This window comes from Nonomuraea sp. NPDC005650, from assembly GCF_040605375.1.
Lineage (GTDB): Bacteria > Actinomycetota > Actinomycetes > Streptosporangiales > Streptosporangiaceae > Nonomuraea.
The window spans coordinates 150,451-167,423 of the sequence record NZ_JBEXCR010000030.1 but is presented as its reverse complement, the minus strand read 5'-3'; the positions used below and the strand labels follow the sequence as shown (position 1 = coordinate 167,423).

15 protein-coding genes and 1 pseudogene are annotated in these 16,973 nt (G+C 67.7%); 10 read left to right on the top strand and 6 right to left on the bottom strand.

What is annotated here, in order from left to right; genetic code table 11:
- The 8 genes and pseudogenes from ABZS69_RS42420 to ABZS69_RS42385 all read left to right on the top strand — a co-directional run.
- Positions 1–312 (top strand): annotated as a pseudogene (locus ABZS69_RS42420) (NADH-quinone oxidoreductase subunit H); the annotation flags it as partial.
- Positions 299–814, top strand: a complete 516-nt coding sequence (gene nuoI, locus ABZS69_RS42415; RefSeq protein WP_355382491.1) for an NADH-quinone oxidoreductase subunit NuoI — start codon at positions 299–301, stop codon at positions 812–814. The pseudogene ABZS69_RS42420 and the gene nuoI, both read left to right, overlap by 14 nt.
- Positions 807–1,616, top strand: a complete 810-nt coding sequence (locus ABZS69_RS42410; RefSeq protein WP_355382488.1) for an NADH-quinone oxidoreductase subunit J — start codon at positions 807–809, stop codon at positions 1,614–1,616. The genes nuoI and ABZS69_RS42410 overlap by 8 nt, the downstream gene beginning before the upstream one ends.
- Entirely contained in the window at positions 1,613–1,909 is a 297-nt protein-coding gene (gene nuoK / locus ABZS69_RS42405) for an NADH-quinone oxidoreductase subunit NuoK (RefSeq protein ID WP_185069996.1), read from the top strand. Before ABZS69_RS42410 ends, nuoK begins: the two co-directional genes overlap by 4 nt.
- 70 nt (positions 1,910–1,979) lie before the next feature.
- Positions 1,980–3,827, top strand: a complete 1,848-nt coding sequence (gene nuoL / locus ABZS69_RS42400) for an NADH-quinone oxidoreductase subunit L (protein ID WP_355382500.1) — start codon at positions 1,980–1,982, stop codon at positions 3,825–3,827.
- Complete coding sequence (locus tag ABZS69_RS42395) at positions 3,827–5,386, top strand: NADH-quinone oxidoreductase subunit M (protein WP_355382485.1); 1,560 nt, start codon at positions 3,827–3,829, stop codon at positions 5,384–5,386. Before nuoL ends, ABZS69_RS42395 begins: the two co-directional genes overlap by 1 nt.
- Positions 5,383–6,966: an NADH-quinone oxidoreductase subunit NuoN gene (nuoN, locus tag ABZS69_RS42390; protein WP_355382482.1), complete on the top strand. Its 1,584-nt coding sequence runs from the start codon at positions 5,383–5,385 to the stop codon at positions 6,964–6,966. Before ABZS69_RS42395 ends, nuoN begins: the two co-directional genes overlap by 4 nt.
- 11 nt (positions 6,967–6,977) lie before the next feature.
- Positions 6,978–7,970: a polyprenyl synthetase family protein gene (locus tag ABZS69_RS42385; protein WP_355382479.1), complete on the top strand. Its 993-nt coding sequence runs from the start codon at positions 6,978–6,980 to the stop codon at positions 7,968–7,970.
- Here ABZS69_RS42385 and rarD read toward each other — a convergent pair.
- On the bottom strand, positions 7,938–8,861 hold the full coding sequence (gene rarD, locus ABZS69_RS42380) for an EamA family transporter RarD (protein WP_355382477.1): 924 nt from the start codon (positions 8,859–8,861) through the stop codon (positions 7,938–7,940). The genes ABZS69_RS42385 and rarD overlap by 33 nt on opposite strands.
- Positions 8,862–8,984: 123 nt before the next feature.
- On the opposite strand from rarD, the gene msrA reads away from it, so the two are divergent.
- On the top strand, positions 8,985–9,644 hold the full coding sequence (gene msrA, locus ABZS69_RS42375; protein WP_355382474.1) for a peptide-methionine (S)-S-oxide reductase MsrA: 660 nt from the start codon (positions 8,985–8,987) through the stop codon (positions 9,642–9,644).
- 71 nt (positions 9,645–9,715) lie between these two features.
- Entirely contained in the window at positions 9,716–10,129 is a 414-nt protein-coding gene (locus tag ABZS69_RS42370) for a hypothetical protein (protein ID WP_355382471.1), read from the top strand.
- A 664-nt stretch (positions 10,130–10,793) separates the two neighbouring features.
- Here the strand turns inward: ABZS69_RS42370 and ABZS69_RS42365 are convergent.
- The 5 genes from ABZS69_RS42365 to uppS form a co-directional block, all read right to left on the bottom strand.
- Complete coding sequence (locus ABZS69_RS42365; protein ID WP_355382468.1) at positions 10,794–11,357, bottom strand: dihydrofolate reductase family protein; 564 nt, start codon at positions 11,355–11,357, stop codon at positions 10,794–10,796.
- Between the two features lie 243 nt (positions 11,358–11,600).
- On the bottom strand, positions 11,601–12,179 hold the full coding sequence (locus ABZS69_RS42360; RefSeq protein WP_355382465.1) for a PQQ-binding-like beta-propeller repeat protein: 579 nt from the start codon (positions 12,177–12,179) through the stop codon (positions 11,601–11,603).
- A gap of 252 nt (positions 12,180–12,431) precedes the next feature.
- Positions 12,432–13,571, bottom strand: a complete 1,140-nt coding sequence (locus ABZS69_RS42355) for a serine hydrolase domain-containing protein (protein ID WP_355382462.1) — start codon at positions 13,569–13,571, stop codon at positions 12,432–12,434.
- Positions 13,572–14,706: 1,135 nt separating this feature from the next.
- The gene (locus ABZS69_RS42350) at positions 14,707–16,122 is read right to left on the bottom strand and encodes an EF-hand domain-containing protein (protein WP_355382459.1); all 1,416 of its coding nucleotides are present in this window, start codon (positions 16,120–16,122) and stop codon (positions 14,707–14,709) included.
- A complete protein-coding gene (gene uppS / locus ABZS69_RS42345) occupies positions 16,119–16,856 on the bottom strand; it encodes a polyprenyl diphosphate synthase (RefSeq protein WP_355382456.1) in 738 nt (245 codons plus the stop codon). The genes ABZS69_RS42350 and uppS overlap by 4 nt, the downstream gene beginning before the upstream one ends.
- Positions 16,857–16,973: the final 117 nt, after the last annotated feature.

Sequence of the window (16,973 nt, the reverse complement as noted above, 5' to 3'; positions counted from 1 at the left end):
TGGAAGGTGCTGATCCCGCTCAACCTGGCGTGGATCCTGCTCGTGGCCGGCGTGCGCACGGTGGTGCTCTACGAGGAGACCCGGATGATCGCTCTTGGGATCACCGGGTTCGTCGTGGTCGCGGGGCTGGCCATCTGGATGCGGTTCGACACCGTCAACCAGCGGCGCAAGGAGGCCCGGAAGGCTCAGGTCGAGGCCGAGTTCGAGGAGCTGACCGAAGAGCCGACGGAAGGTGGCTTCCCGGTGCCACCGCTCGATCTGCCGCACTACCACGGGGTGCAGCGCAAGGAGATTCCCAGTGGGACTAACTGATTGGCTGAACCCCGTCAAGGGCTTCGGGGTCACCTTCCACACGATGTTCAAGAAGCCCGTCACGACGAACTACCCGGAGGAGAAGAAGCCGACGGCTCCTCGCTTCCACGGGCGTCACCAGCTCAACCGCTGGCCTGACGGGCTGGAGAAGTGCGTGGGCTGCGAGCTGTGCGCCTGGGCGTGTCCGGCCGACGCGATCTACGTCGAGGGCGCGGACAACACCGACGAGGAGCGGTTCTCGCCGGGTGAGCGTTACGGGCGCACGTACCAGATCAACTATCTGCGGTGCATCCTCTGTGGTCTCTGCATCGAGGCCTGCCCGACCCGGGCCCTCACCATGACCAACGAGTACGAGCTCGCCGACACCTCCCGCGAGAGCCTCATCTACACCAAGGAGATGCTCCTCGCCCCGCTGACGCAGGGCATGGAGCAGCCGCCGCACCCCATGCGGCTCGGTGAGACCGAAGAGGACTACTACCGGCTGGGGCGGACCAATGGGTGAGACCGTCACGTTCTGGGTGCTCGCCGTCGTGTCCGTCGGCGCCGCGCTCGGCATGGTCTTCAACCGGAAGGCCGTCTACTCCGCGCTGATGCTCGGCACGGTGATGCTCAGCCTCGCGGTCCTGTACGCCGTGCAGGACGCGCCCTTCCTGGCCGCGGTGCAGATCATCGTCTACACCGGCGCGATCATGATGCTGTTCCTGTTCGTGCTCATGCTGGTGGGCGTCGACTCCTCCGACTCCTTCGTGGAGACGCTGAAGGGCCAGCGCGTCTGGGCCACCCTCGCGGCCCTCGGCTTCCTGGTGCTGATCGTCCTGGCCTTCGGCAACGCGATCTTCGCCGACCAGGCGGGGCTGGCGCAGGCCACCGCGCAGGGCGGCTACATCCGCTCGATCGCGCTGCTGCTGTTCACCAAGTACGTGTTCGCGTTCGAGATCACCTCGGCGCTGCTGATCACGGCGGCGCTGGGCGCGATGGTGCTGGCGCACCGCGAGCGGCTCGCCGACAAGCCGACGCAGAAGGACCTGGCCCGCGCCCGGTTCCTCGGCGACCGGCCGTCGCCACTGCCGGGCCCCGGCACGTACGCCAGGAACAACGCCATCGACATGCCGGCGCTGCTGCCGGACGGTTCGGTCGCCGAGTCCTCGGTCAACCGCTACATCGCCCGCTACGACGTCGAGCACGACCACCTGCCGGCCGACCCGAAGCTCGCCGAGGCCATCAAGCACACGGCCGAGGAGGACGCTGAGGAGCGCGCCATCGAGCGGGACGACAGCGAGCAGAACAATGAGGTGACCAAGTGACGACGCACTACCTCGTCCTGTCCGGCCTGTTGTTCGCCATCGGCGCCCTGGGCGTGCTGATCCGGCGCAACGCGATCGTGGTGTTCATGTGCGTGGAGCTCATGCTCAACGCCTGCAACCTCGCCTTCGTCACCTTCTCCAGGCAGGTCGGCAACCTGGAGGGCCAGATCATCGCGTTCTTCGTGATGGTGGTGGCCGCGGCCGAGGTCGTGGTCGGCCTGGCCATCATCGTGACGATCTTCCGAACCCGCAGGTCCGCGTCGGTCGACGACGCGAACCTGCTGAAGTACTAAGAGGTGACTGGTGGAATCTCCTGTTGAGATCATCCAGCACGCCGGCGGTGTGATCGGGGTCTCCTGGCTGATGATCGCTCTCCCTCTGGTGGGGGCGCTCATCCTGCTGGTGTTCGGCCGGTTCACCAACCGCTGGGGCCATCTGCTGGGCGTGGCCATGTCCCTCGCCTCGTTCGTCGTGGCGGTGCTGGCGTTCTTCGAGCTCCTCGGGTTCGGGGAAGAGCAGCGCCGGCGGGCGGTCGAGCTCTACGACTTCATCCCCGGCCTGGTGAAGATGGGCCTGCTGATCGACCCGCTGTCGATCAGCTTCGCGCTGTTGATCACGGGTGTCGGGTCGCTGATCCACATCTACTCGATCGGCTACATGTCGCACGACGAGCACCGGCGCCGGTTCTTCGGCTACCTGAACCTGTTCGTCTCCGCGATGCTCCTGCTGGTGCTGTCCGACAACTACGTGGGCCTGTTCATCGGCTGGGAGGGCGTCGGTCTGGCGTCGTACCTGCTGATCGGGTTCTGGCAGTTCAAGCCGTCGGCGGCGGTTGCGGCGAAGAAGGCGTTCGTCGTCAACCGCGTCGGTGACTTCGGCCTGCTGGTCGGCATGTTCGTCATCTGGACCACGTTCGGCACGCTGACGTTCAAGAACCTCGGCGAGCAGATCACGCCGGGCCAGGAGAGCGGCACCATGCTGGCCATCGGCCTGCTGCTGCTCCTCGGCGCGTGCGGCAAGTCCGCGCAGCTCCCGCTGCAGTCCTGGCTCCTGGACGCCATGGAGGGCCCGACCCCCGTGTCGGCCCTGATCCACGCGGCGACCATGGTCACCGCCGGCGTCTACCTGGTGGTCCGCTCGGGGGCGTTCTTCTTCCCCGAGGGCTCGGGCGCGGCGCTCGCCGTCTCCATCGTCGGCGCGGCCACGCTGCTCGCCGGTGCGATCATCGGTTGCGCGAAGGACGACATCAAGAAGGGCCTGGCCGGTTCGACGATGTCGCAGATCGGCTACATGATGCTCGGCGCGGGCCTCGGCCCCGCGGGGTACGCGTTCGCGATCGGCCACCTGATCACGCACGGCTTCTTCAAGGCCAACATGTTCCTCGGCGCCGGTTCGGTCATGCACGGCATGAACGACGAAGTGAACATGCGGAAGTTCGGTGGGCTGCGCAAGTACATGCCGGTCACCTTCTACACGTTCTTCATCGGCTACCTGGCGATCATCGGGTTCCCGCTGCTGTCCGGCTACTTCACCAAGGACGGCATCATCGAGACCGCGGTGCACCACCAGCCGGTGCTGGGCTGGCTGGCTGTGCTCGGCGCGGGCATCACGGGCTTCTACATGTCGCGGATGGTCTTCATGACCTTCTTCGGTGAGAAGCGCTGGGCGGAGGACGCCCACCCGCACGAGTCGCCGGCCGTCATGACCTGGCCGCTGATCATCCTGTCGATCGGCTCGATCGGGCTGGGCGGCTACCTGGTGTTGAACGGGACTCTGTACAACTTCCTGCAGCCCGCTGTCGGTGGCGACGGACCCGCGCCGCACTTCGACTTCGCCAGCACGCCCGGTCTCGCCACGCTCGCGCTCGTCGCGGTCGGCGCGGCCTTCGCCTGGATGAAGTACGGCCGGGCCGAGGTGCCGGCCGTGCAGCCGCGCGGGTCGTTCCTCACCACGTTCGCCCGCCGTGACCTCTACGGCGACGCGCTCAACGAGTCGCTCTTCATGCGCCCCGGCCAGTGGCTGACCCGCATCGCGGTGTTCTTCGACAACCGCGGCATCGACGGGCTGGTCAACGGCCTGGCCGCGGGCATCGGGGGCACCTCGGGGCGCCTGCGGAGGCTCCAGACGGGCTTCGCCAGAACGTACGCGCTGTCCATCTTCATCGGTGCCGCCCTGCTGACCGGCGCCCTGCTCCTCGTTGGGAACCTCTGATGTCACCCTGGCTTCCGATACTCATGGCGGTGCCCGTGGTGGGCGCCATCGTGGTGGCCCTGCTTCCCAAGGGCAGTGACAAGCTGGCCAAGCAGGTCACCCTGCTGGTCTCGCTGCTGACGCTGGTCCTCACGGGTGTCATGGCCGCCGGGTTCAAGCCGGCCGGTCCGCGCTTCCAGTTCAACGCCGAGTACAACTGGATCCCGAGCTTCGGCGTGAAGTTCGGGGTCGGCGTGGACGGGGTCGCGCTCGTGCTGATCGCGCTCTCGGTGGTGCTGGTGCCGATCGTGGTGCTGGCCTCCTGGCACGACGCCGACGGCGTCAAGACCGCAGACGGCACGCTCATCACGCCCAAGCGGTCGGTGAAGACGTACTTCTCGCTGCTGCTGGTGCTCGAGACGATGATGATCGGCGTCTTCGCGGCGACCGACATCTTCCTCTTCTACGTGTTCTTCGAAGCCATGCTGATCCCGATGTACTTCATGATCGGGTCGTACGGCGGCGCCCAGCGGTCCTACGCGGCCGTCAAGTTCCTGCTGTACTCGCTCTTCGGCGGCCTGCTCATGCTGGTCGCGGTCATCGGGCTCTACGTGGTCGGCGGCAGCAAGACCTTCATGTTCCCCGAGCTGATCGGGGTCGTGCAGGACCCGGCCATGCAGAAGTGGCTGTTCGCGGGCTTCTTCATCGCCTTCGCGATCAAGGCGCCGCTCTGGCCGGTGCACACCTGGCTGCCCGACGCGGCCGCGCAGGCTCCGGCCGGTGCCGCCGTGCTGCTGGTGGGCGTGCTGGACAAGGTCGGCACGTTCGGGATGCTCCGCTTCTGCCTGGAGCTGTTCCCCGACGCGGCCAAGGCGTTCACGATGCCGATCGTCGTACTGGCGGTCATCAGCATCATCTACGGCGCCATCGTGGCCATCGGGCAGACCGACATGAAGCGGCTCATCGCGTACACGTCGATCTCGCACTTCGGGTTCATCGTGCTCGGCGTGTTCGCCATGTCGTCGGTCGCCCAGTCCGGCGCGGCCCTCTACATGGTCAACCACGGCTTCGCCACCGGCGCGCTGTTCCTGGCGGCGGGCTTCCTCATCGCCAGGCGCGGCTCGCCGTTCATCGGGGACTACGGAGGCGTGCAGAGCGTCGCGCCGGTGCTCGCGGGCTTCTTCCTGGTCGCCGGTCTGGCCGGTCTCTCGCTGCCGGGGCTCTCCTCGTTCGTGAGCGAGTTCATGGTCATGATCGGCACGTACTCCAGCCAGGCCCACGGGTCGGGCGCCCTGACCGTGGCCGCGGTGGTCGCCGCGGTGGCCGTCGTCCTGGCCGCCGTCTACATCCTGTGGATGATCCAGCGGGCCATGAACGGGCCGACGGCCGAGCCGGTCAAGGCGTTCAAGGACCTGAACGCCCGCGAGATCTGGGTGCTGGCCCCGCTGGTCGCCCTGATCATCGGCTTCGGCTTCTTCCCCAAGCCGCTGCTCGACGTGATCAACCCGTCGGTGCACCAGACGCTGACCAACGTGAAGGTGCCCACGTCCACCATCGCTGAGAAGGGGACCGGTCAGTGAACTCCATCCCAGCGCCGACGATCGAGTACGGCACGCTGGCGCCGCTGCTGGTGGTGTTCGGCGCGGCCGTCATCGGAGTGCTCGTCGAGGCGTTCGCGCCGCGATACCTGCGCAAGTCGATCCACGTCCCGCTCACCCTGCTGAGCCTGTTCGGCGCGTTCGCCCTGGTGCTCGTGCAGGTGCTGCGCGGCAACGTGCCCACCGCACCGGTCGCCATGGGCGCGGTCGCGGTGGACGGGCCCGCGCTGTTCATCTGGGGCGTCATCCTCGTCCTGTCGTTCGTGTGCGTGCTGCTGATCAACGACGAGGGCCACTTCGTCGCCTCGGCCGCGGCCGTGCCCGGCAGCGCCGACGAGGAGGAGGCCGAGGCCGCGGGCGGCGGGCACACCGAGGTGTACCCGCTGGTGCTGTTCGCGGTCGGCGGCATGCTGCTCTTCCCGGCCTCCCACGACCTGCTGACGATGTTCGTGGGCCTTGAGGTCATGTCGCTGCCGCTCTACCTGCTGTGCGGCCTGGCCCGCCGGCGTCGCCTGCTCTCGCAGGAGGCGTCCATGAAGTACTTCCTGCTGGGCGCGTTCTCCTCGGCCTTCTTCCTGTACGGCACCGCGATGGTGTACGGCTTCGCCGGCACCGTCTCGCTGCCGGGCATCAACGAGGCCATGGCCAAGAGCGCCGCGCTCGACCCGATCCTGATGCTCGGACTCGCGCTGCTCGGCGTGGGCCTGCTGTTCAAGATCGGTGCGGCGCCGTTCCACGCCTGGAAGCCGGACGTCTACCAGGGCGCCCCGACCCCCATCACCGCCCTCATGGCCTCCGGCACGCTGGTCGCGGCCGTGGGCGCCGTGCTGCGGGTGTTCTGGGTGGGTCTGGGCAACCTCGACTGGAACTGGCGGCCGATCATCTGGGGCGTCGCCGCCCTGACCATGATCGTCGGCTCGATCCTGGCGATCACGCAGACCGAGATCAAGCGGATGCTGGCGTACTCGTCCATCGCGCACGCGGGCTTCCTGCTCGTCGGCGTGATGGCCACGTTCGGCTCCGCCGAGCAGAACGCGGTCTCCCTGAAGGCGATCCTGTTCTACCTGGCGGTCTACGGCATCACGACGGTCGGCGCGTTCGCGGTGGTCACGCTCATCCGTGACCCGGGCGGCGAGGCCGGGCACCTGTCGCGCTGGGCCGGGCTCGGCAAGCGCGCGCCGGTGCTGGCCGGGGTGTTCGCCTTCTTCCTGCTGGCCTTCGCCGGCATCCCGCTCACGAGCGGCTTCTTCGGCAAGTACGCCGTCTTCGCCGCCGCTCTGAACAGCGGCACGCAGCCCGGCGACTCGATGGGCGGCTGGATGGCCGGCCTGGTCGTGGTGGGTGTGGTGGCCTCGGCCATCGCCGCGTTCTTCTACGTCCGCGTGATCGTGCTGATGTTCTTCAGCGAGCCGGCGGCCGATGGTCCGGCAATCGCGGTGCCCAGTATGGGGACCGTGGCCGTCATCGCCCTTTCGTTGCTGGTTACCGTAGGAGTGGGGCTCTACCCGGAGTCCCTGCTCGGTGTCGCCAACGACGCTGCTCACAGCCTGTTCATCAGATAAGGGGATCTCGTATGTCTGCGCCTCCCGTGGTTGACCTTCCCATCGAGGACGAACGGTTGGCGCAGGACGTGGCCACCGGACTGGCCGCGGTCGAGAAGCTCCTGCGTTCGTCGGTGGAGAGCGAGGACGCCTTCGTCACGGAGGCGTCCAAGCACCTCATCGAGGCCGGCGGCAAGCGGTTCCGGACGCTGATGGTGCTGCTGGCCGCGCAGTTCGGCGACCCGTCCGCGCCGGGGGTCGTGCCCGGCGCGGTGGTGATCGAGCTGACCCACCTGGGTTCGCTCTACCACGACGACGTCATGGACGAGGCCCCGGTACGCCGGGGCTCCCCGTCGGCCAACGCCCGGTGGGACAACACCGTGGCCATCCTCACCGGCGACTACCTGTTCGCCCAGGCATCCGACCTCCTCGCGGACCTCGGCCCCGAGCTGATCCGCATCCAGGCCCAGACGTTCTCCCGCCTCGTGCAGGGGCAGATCCGCGAGACCGTGGGCCCGCGCGACGGCGAGGACCCCGTCAGCCACTACCTGAGCGTGCTCGCCGACAAGACCGGCTCCCTGATCGCCGCCTCCGGCCGCTTCGGCGCGCTGCTGTCCGGCGCGCCCGCGGACGTCGAGGAGCGGCTCAGCCGCGCCTGTGAGGCCGTCGGCGTGGCCTGGCAGCTTGGTGACGACCTGCTGGACGTGGCCTCGTCCGGCGCCCAGTCGGGCAAGACGCCGGGCACCGACCTGCGGGAGGGCGTCCAGACCCTCCCCGTCCTGTACGCCCTGGCCTCCTCCGATGAGAGCTCGCGCCTTCGCGAGCTGCTGTCGGGGCCGGTGGCCGAGGAGGACGTGGAGGAGGCGCTGACCCTGCTCCGCGCCCACCGCGGGATGGCGCAGGCGCGGGCGGAACTGGCATCCTGGGTGGACCGGGCCCGTGCCGACATCTTCGGCCTTCCCGACATCCCCGCCAGGTCCGCATTTTTGGCGCTATGTGACTACGTGGTCCAGCGTTCCGGCTGATTTCCGGACCCGCTTCGCGGCGCGCGCCGTCCTGAAGCCGTCGTACGTGAAGATCGCCAGGGCCAGCCAGACGATCGAGAAGCCGATCCACCTGCTGGACGGCATGGTCTCCTTGGCGATCAGCACGCCACACGAGAACTGCAGGATCGGCGCGATGTACTGCAACAGGCCCATGGTGCTGAGCGGCACCCGGATGGCCGCCGCCCCGAAGAAGATCAGCGGGATGGCGGTGGCGACCCCGCCGCCGACCAGCAGCAGCGCGTGCCCGAGGCCCTGACTGGCGAACGTCCCCTGCCCGCCGGCGTGCAGGAAGAAGATGTAGCCGAGCGCCGGAAGGATCAGCACCAGGGTCTCGATCGCGAGCCCTTCGGTGGCCGGCACATTGGCCCTCTTCTTCAGCAGCCCGTACACGCCGAAGCTCACCGCCAGCGTGAGCGCGATCCACGGCAGCCGCCCGTAGTCCAACGTCAGCACCAGCACCGCCAGCGCCCCGAACCCCACGGCCACCCACTGCAGCGGCCGCAGCCGCTCCCGCAGCAGCACCACCCCGAACAGCACGTTGACGAGGGGGTTGATGAAGTACCCCAGGGCGCTCTCGACGACGTGCCCGGTGTTGACCGCGTAGATGTACGTGCCCCAGTTGACGGTCACGACCATGGCCGCCAGCACCAGCAGCGCCAGCTTCATGGGCTGCCTGAGCAGCGTGCGGAACCAGGACCAGTGCCTGCGCACGGCCAGCACGGCCGCGACGGCGACCAGCGACCACACCATCCGGTGGGCGAGGATCTCGACGGCTCCGGAGGGCTTGAGGAGTGGCCAGTAGAGGGGGAACAGCCCCCACATCGTGTAAGCGGCGATCCCGAACCAGACACCGCGCCGAAGGTCAGGCATGAACCCTATCTTCGGGCATTACCACCTTTAAACACAAATGATGCTCACTATACGGAAATGTGTAGAGCTCCTAAAGCGTTAGAGGCTATGTACTCTGGGACGAGACCTAGTGGAGGTAGTGCCATGGGCTGGCTGTTCGGCGGCAACAAGACATCGATGGTCCGACCCGAGGACGCCCTCCCCGGCCGTCCGGACCCCATGCCGATCCCGTCCCGCCACGCGGTCCTCGACGCCCCCCTCACCCCGCCGGAGGGCCTCGAGATCGCCGACTTCGGCCTCGGCTGCTTCTGGGGCGCGGAGCGCAAGTTCTGGCAGACCCCGGGGGTCGTCACGACGGCGGTCGGATACCAGGGCGGCCACACGCCCAACCCGACGTACGAGGAGGTCTGCAGCGGCCTCACGGGACACACCGAGGCCGTCCGGGTGGCCTTCGACCCGGCGAAGATCTCGTACGAGGAGCTCCTGAAGGTCTTCTGGGAGGCCCACGACCCGACCCAGGGCATGCGCCAGGGCAACGACGTGGGCACGCAGTACCGGTCGGCGATCTACTACCACTCCCCGGAGCAGCAGAAGGCCGCGGAGGCGTCGAGGGACGCGTACCAGCGGGTGCTCAAGGAGGCGGGCTACGGCGAGATCACCACCGAACTGGCCTCCGCGGGCCCGTTCTATTACGCCGAGGACTATCACCAGCAGTATCTTCACCGCAACAAAAACGGCTACTGCGGGATCGGCGGGACGGGCGTGGCCTGTCCTGTCGGCCTGACGACCAGCGACGGGGAGTGATGACTCACGGTGCGCGCAGTGGGAGTGAGGCGGAGGCTCTGGCCGGAAGTCTCACTCCCGACGAACGCCAGATGATCAGTGTCCTCGATCTTCAGCGCCTCGCTCTGGAGAAGGAGGGGCTGGCGCCCGAACACGCGGCGCAGGTCGAGGAGCCGATCTATGGCGTTCTCTCCTCTCTCAAGGTGTGGGAATGCTTGATCAACGAGATGGAGGAGTGGTCGCGCGGCCAGGACCGTTACATGGTCTACGAGTACATCAACGACCTGACGGTTCGAGATGGTTTGGAAGAGTACAGCGAGGCTCTGCATGGGATGGCTCGCACGAAGCTCACCAGCGCTCTGGACCGCCTCGACGAGCGCTTTCGCGCTGTGACGCATGAGGACGGCGGCGCTGAGCTTGCGCAGTACTGGCGGCCCCTCGCGGAGGGGAACGAGACCCGATGGTGGTGGACTCGAAGGCCGAACGATCTACCCCAGGGCTGGTAGTCACTAGTAGCTACGGCGACAACTTTCTCTACAGGATCAAGGGCAGCCCGCCTCCAGCGGCCTGCCGCGCTGCGGCTCTTCGGCTGGTCGCGGATAGCACCACCATGCCCTGTCAGCAAGACGGCGAACAGCGAGAACATCGAAAGGCGTATCGCGGCACGGGGGTCGACCATATGGAGCTGATGTTCCGGCACCAGGTCGCTGAGAACACCGCAGCCTTGTACTTGTAGGCAGCGCGGTGCGCCGCCGTACCCCCGGCCCTCCGCCTGCGCGTCGTCCGGGCGGGCGGCCTGGGGGCCGGTCCCGGACGGCGGCGGGACGCCGGGCCGGGCACCGCGCGTCGGCCCCGCCGTACCAACCGAACGCCCCGATGAGGGTTGCCGCGCAGATGCAGCCCTACGATCGCCACTACATGGCCGGACGCCGTACGTGCTCGGGGACGATCGACGATCCAGGGTTCGCTCCTCACCCTGGCTCACCGGAGGCGCGGGCAATGCCCCGAGGAGAAATGGGCTTTGAGGGTGAGCCTCGGTGTCCACTGGCCGCTGTCGATCGCGGCGATGCCGCCGGTGTCGCTGGTTGGTTTGAGTTGGGTCGTGGACTCCTCGGACAAGGAGCGGCGCTCGCGTGACCGCCGCTCGTTGTGCAGGTCCGGTCGCTGGGGTTAGCGGTGTCGCCGGTGCTGCAGGTATACGATCCCGTTGCTGGAGGCGGTGCTGGAGACCAGGTCGAGCCGGTAGGACTTGGGGACGCCGTCGAACAGCCGGGTGCCCTCGCCTGCGACGTAGGGGAACATGCTCAGCCGGAGTTCGTCGATCAGGTCGAGCCGCATGAGCGACCGCCAGAGGCTGACGCCGCCCCAGACCACGATGTGGCCGTCGCCGCCCAGCCTGAGCTTGTCGATCTCTTCTGTCGTGTCACCGGCGGCGATAGTGGTGTTGGCCCAGTCGGCCGTTTTCAGGGTCCGGGAGAAGACGACCTTGCGCCCGGTGTTCAGTATGTCGGCGAACGGGTGGTCGGTGGAGGTCGTCATGGCCCCGGCGATGCCCTCGTAGGCGGTGCGGCCCATGAGGTGCGCGTACGCGCTCTGGAGCCAGTCGAGGTGCGCCGGGTCGTCGGGCTCGCGGTTTTCGGGCAGGTCGAAGCAGAACTTCCAAAACTCGGTGCCCTCGTCGGCGAGGAAGCCGTCGAGGGAGTAGTTGAACACTGTCGCTATCAGCTTCCGCATGATCAGAACTCCGTGGTCTCTGGTCGTCTGGGGACCGTGCTCGTCCCGGGCCGCAGCGCTCGCGTGACCGCGGCGTCTGTGGCCTGTCGCTGATGCTTTAGACGACACTTCCGCCCGGAAGTCATCGGTGCCCGGTCTACTGGCTGGTCAGGTGCCGGGGTCCAGGTAGGACTGTCCTGCACGCCGGTCTCCCGAGCTGCTGATGCGGTTTGGCGGATGTGTCGGAGCTCCAGTGGTCACCCACTAGCTGGAGTGATCGATACGGATCACCCGCAGCGTCCCCTTGGTGATCAACATCATCTCTCCCGCTCCAAGGTCGCGCGGGGCGATAACCCGGGCAACCGATGAGGATCGCTCGAGAAGGTTTCCGTCGGAGCCCAGGCGAAAGAGCACGCCGCTTCGGCTGACCATCACGAACCCTTTGTCGGCTCGGCCGACGCCTCCGGCGAGTGGCTGCCCGACGTCTACCCTCCACAACGCCGATCCGTTCTCGGGGTCGGCGGCGACGTAGCCGGCTCCTCGCTCCCGCATCAAGACCACGCCACCGGTGAACTCGGGGGCCGCGGCCGCGAGGTCGGCATCATGTTGGAAGAGCGGGTCCGCGTGAGCGGAGGTGAGCCGAATGCCGGCAAGGGACCGGTGTCCGTATGGCGCTAGGCAACGGTCATGGTCGACAAGGGTGAACGCGGGGCGGTTGTCGGTGTCCGCCAGCGGCTCCGGCAGGCTCCACCGGCCGAGTTCCCCGCCGGACCTTGGATCGATCAGCCACGCTTTCGTGCCGTTCCCCAGCAGTACGCCGTTGCCCCAGGGCAGAGGAAGCAATCGTTATCTTGTGTTCTTGAGCGAAGTAGCTGGTCAGCCGCTTGAAGGACCATAAGGCACGTCAGGCACGCAGGCTGCTCACGTTCGGTGCGCCGGTTGACCACCGTGATTGGACCCGACCGGCCAGGAACCGGTGGGCCGCCGCGGGGGATCAGTCCCGCTGATCGACATGCTGAAGGAGGCGGTGCTGCGTACCGGCTGCTGCTCGCCTCGGCTCACCCTGGGCCAGGCGGTGCCCATCGAGAGCACCTGTCAGCGGCCCAGGCTCGTCGCGCTGGAGGTGAGCGGCGGGTAGGGCTCGCCGCAGAAGTAACGGTTCAGCGCGTCGACGCCGGCCAGCAGCATGGTCGCGACCTTCGGATCGTTGCGCTGCACGTTGACCGACACCGTCATCCGGCGCTTGCCGGTGGCGTCGGCGAAGGCGAACGTCTGGTAACCGGGGATGGAGCCGGTCGCGCCCCACATCTCGCCGCAGGTGAGGCCGACCGACTCCAGCCCCAGGCCGTACTTGGGGAAGACCGGCGCCTGCGGCGTCGCGACCCCGGTGCGCATCTGGGCAAGCAGGTCCGCGCCGATCAGCCGGCCGCCGAAGAGGGCCTGGTAGAAGCGGTTCACGTCGCGGGCGTCCGACACCACGCCGTAGGCGGCCCAGGCAAAGGACGGGTTCAGCCGGGTGATCGGCCGCAACGCACCCGGCTCGGCCGGGTCGGCGCCGCGGGGCAGGTGGTAGCCGGTGGCGTGCGGGCCGCGGACGGCCGGGGCGGTGAGGGGCAGGTACGAGCGCGTCATCCCGGCCGGGCGGAAGATCCGGCGTTCGAGCACGTACCGCAGGTCGTGGCCTGTCACCTTCTCCACCAGCAGCCCCAGCAGGATGTAGCCGGTGTTGGAGTAGGCGAAACGGCCCGGCGCCTTGCGGGGCAGCCGTTCGCCCTCGGCCACGAGCCGCCGCGGAGTGTAGGTCCGGCGGCCGTACTGCTCGGGGTCGACGAACTCGTCGGCGGCCACGTAGTCGGCCAGGCCGCTGGTGTGGTTGAGCAACTGGCGTACGGTGATCCGGTCGCCGCCCGCCACCAGCCCCGGCAGGCGCTCGCTGATCGGCTCCTCCAGGGTGAGCTCGCGCTCCTGGACGAGTTGCAGGATGACGGTGGCTACCATGCTCTTGGTCAGGCTGGCCACGCGGAAGCGGGCCTCGCGCGGCACCGGCCGGTCGGTGTCCAGGTCGGCCTTGCCGCTGGTGGCGATCCAGGTGCCGCGCTCGTCATCGATCCTGGCCAGGATGCCGGGCGCGCCGGCGGCCACGGCGGCGTCGAGCGCCTCCCGCACGTCGGTCTGACTGGGGGCCGGCAGGAGGGACAGCAGGAGCGCGGTGGCGGTGGCGGTGGTGAACGGCATGCGGCCTTCCTTCGGAGGGGAGAGATGATCTCCATCCTCGGGGCGCAGGCGCCCGTCCTCCTCCGTATCCGGGACGAACCTCGCCTGCGACGGCGGTCGCACCCCAGGTAAGACTTCCGGCTGACCTATCCCGCACGGCGCCCCGCCATCAGTCGCCGAGCCAGGGCAGCGATCTGGCGGCGAGCTCGCCTCGAGGCCGAGGTGCGCCGCCACCGGATTTATCCGCCGGGTGGTCCGGTGCTCACCTCGTCGTTGAGCTGGCAGGACAGTCACAAACCGAGGCGGTGCAGCGCACCAGGAGCGGGCTCGAGGCCGAGGTGGTCGGCAATCAGGGCGTCGGCAGTTCGATGATGCCACCCAGCGACAAACGTCAAGCCTCACGTCCCTGACGTAACCGACTTGCCTGACAACCCCCAGATAATTCGTCAGGCAAGTTCGCAGAAGGCCACCTGCCTTACTTGCCTGACGGTCCAGATGGACCCCAGATAACACCGTGTCCGTGCGGCGCGGCGTCTGCCACAAAGGCTGTCCATCGTCCAAGTCGAACCCCGCCACGCGCGTGTAACCGCGCCAGCCGCCCACGATGACCGCGTCCGCCGTGGCCACGACATGCCCGGAGAAACTTGGCAGGCCAGCGCGCCACACGAGCGATCCCGTCGTGAGGCTGACACAGGAAGCTGATCGTTGTTCTGCGCTATACAAAGACAACGGTCGCCGGCGAGGACGACGCTTCGCGGCCACGTTCCCATTGGGATGTCCCAGCGGACCGAGCCGTCATGGCGATTCAGGCAGACAAGCCGAGTGTGGCGTTCATGGGCGACGATGCAGTCTTCCCCGATGGCCAGCGCGGAAGCGGAGCCCCTTTGGTGGAGCTGACGCTCCCACAGGGTCGTGCCGATCATGAAACCAGTGCACCAGGCGGTCGCCGGTCACATCAACCGCAGCTGGACTGGGACTCGGACGATTCCTCCGCCCAGAACGCCTCGCCGTGACCGCTTCCCGCATAGCGCCACTCGGCCACGGTGAGAGCGTTTGACGGTTGGTGCGGCACCGGTGACGCGTCCCGGTGGGTCTGACGTCCGGCGAGGTACGCGGCTGAGCTGTGTCCGGCGAGCCCGTATTCATACGCGCGTGGCTAGGACAGGAGGGAGTCGTAGGCGGTCGAGTGCTGTTGCCCGGACATGAAGGACAGGAACTGTCGGACGAAAGCGCTGCGCGAGTAGCTGTCGGCTCTGCCGGTCAGGTCGCGGTGGAAGGCCGTGCGGAACAACCTCTGGTATTCCTGTACGTCGATCGCCTGGTCGTCGTCGATATCGGTGACATCGAACAGTACGTCGGCGACCTTGACGAGTCCGAGGCTGGGCAGAGAAACGGCTGAGGCCGCATATTCCTGCCGTGTGACGCGTCCGTCGCCGTCGGTGTCGAGACCGGCCTGCAACTCCCGCCACCAGGCGGCGTGCGCGTTGTAGAGCCGCTCCTCGTCCTGTTCGTCCAGGTCGAGCCGAGTGGCGATCTCTCTTGCCATGGCCGCCAGGTCAGGCCAGGCGAGGTAACCGTCGCCGGTCTGGTCCAGGACCTCGGCGAAGAACTGGTCGGCTGAGCGGGTGGTGTGGTTGACCTTGTCAGGAGCCGGGGTGAGGAGTCTGAGCATGGCCGCGGCCTGGTCCGCCTTGCGGCGTACGGTCCCCCATGGTCCAGAACCACTGGTGTGGTCGGGATCCAGCAGGCTCATGATCGAGTCGACGCGCACCCAGCTGTTCGGAAGCAGGCGGGTGGCGAATCCGGCGGTCAGGTAGGCCCCGTGCATGATCGCCCGCGTCCCTGGGAGGTCGGGCAGGGCGACACGTCGGCAGAAGGATTCCGGCAACGACGCGATGGTGATCGCGGCGGCCACCGGGCCTGCCACGGCTCGGCCTGCGGCCCACACCGCGGGATGGTTGCGGAGCAGGGGCGGCGCGGGCACGTTGGCGAAGAGCCGGTAGAGGATCACGCGCACCGCCTCGGTGTTCTCCAGGTGATGGTCGATCATGTCGTCGTAGTAGGGCCAGAACTCCCGCGACGTCGCGGGGAGTTGGTCGCTGTTGCCCTCGAGCAGGACCAGAAACGCACGGAACTCGGCGTAGAGCTGTTCCAGCGCGGGCCCGCTGAGCGACTCGCCGCTCAGCCGATACATCGTCACCGTCGATTCGAACAGGGTCGCCACCACCCAGGCGCGTGCTGCGGCGTCCATCGCGTCGTAGCCGCGGCCTTGCGGGTCGGTGCCCGAGATGCGGGCGTGCAGGCGGTTGAGGCGGGCTATCTCCCGGTCGCGAACGTGATGGTCCAGGTCGAGGATCCGCTGCATGCTCACCAACGTGTTGCGCAGCCGCCGCCACGGATATGTCACGAACGTCGAGTTCTCGATCAACGCTGTGCCGATCTGCGGGTGCGCGGCTTCCAGCACCGTGGCGCGGGACACCGCAAGGCCCCACCGCGCGTCGTTGACGAGGCGGCGCAGCATCGAGTCCGGCCCGAAGACGTCGACGGTCTCCTCTCCGGTGATCTGGGTCATCGAGATTCCTCTCCCGTAGTGGCGGCCGACTGGCGGACATCGCCGAACCGGCGCTGGCGCGATCGGTAGGCCTCAAGGCATTCCCAGAGATGGGTCGCGCGGAAGTCGGGCCATAGCACCTGTGGGAAGACCCATTCGGCGTAGGCGACCTGCCAGAGCATGAAGTTGGAGATTCGTTGCTCTCCGGAGGTGCGGATGACCAGGTCCACATCCGGGGTGTCGGAGTAGGGGAGATGCCGGGCGAAGGTGGCCTCGGTGACCTGCTCGGCCGGTACGGCGGCGTGGATCAGCGAACGGGCGGCTTCCACGATGTCGCGGCGTCCCCCGTGATCGAAGGCGACTGTCAGCGTCATCTGCCTGTTGTCGCTGGTAAGCGTCGTCAGATCGGCGATGTCCTGGACCAGGGGCGGCGGGATCCGCGGATCGGACATGCCCAGGAACCTGCACCGGACGCCCCGCGCGTGCAACGCCGGTGCGTGCTTGCGGATGGCCCGGCGCACGAGCCTCATCAGGATGTCGATCTCGCCCGTCGGCCTCCGCCAGTTTTCGGTGGAGAAGGCGTACAGGCTCAACCATTTGATGCCGGCCGAGCGCGCTGTCTCGATGATGTCGATTACGGAGGCCTCTGCCGCCTCGTGGCCTGCGGTGCGCGGCAGCGATCGCTGCGCGGCCCACCGCCCGTTCCCATCCATCACGCAAGCCACGTGACGCGGCAACCCGCCGATGATTTCCATAGCTGAGCGTAACTATATCATTACCAAAAGTATTGTCGAGTGTCGGTCGCTTGCCGGGCTGACGTCAGCGGATGAGGCGTCTGTGTCAGTCGATCGGCCTGACGGTGATGGCCTGGG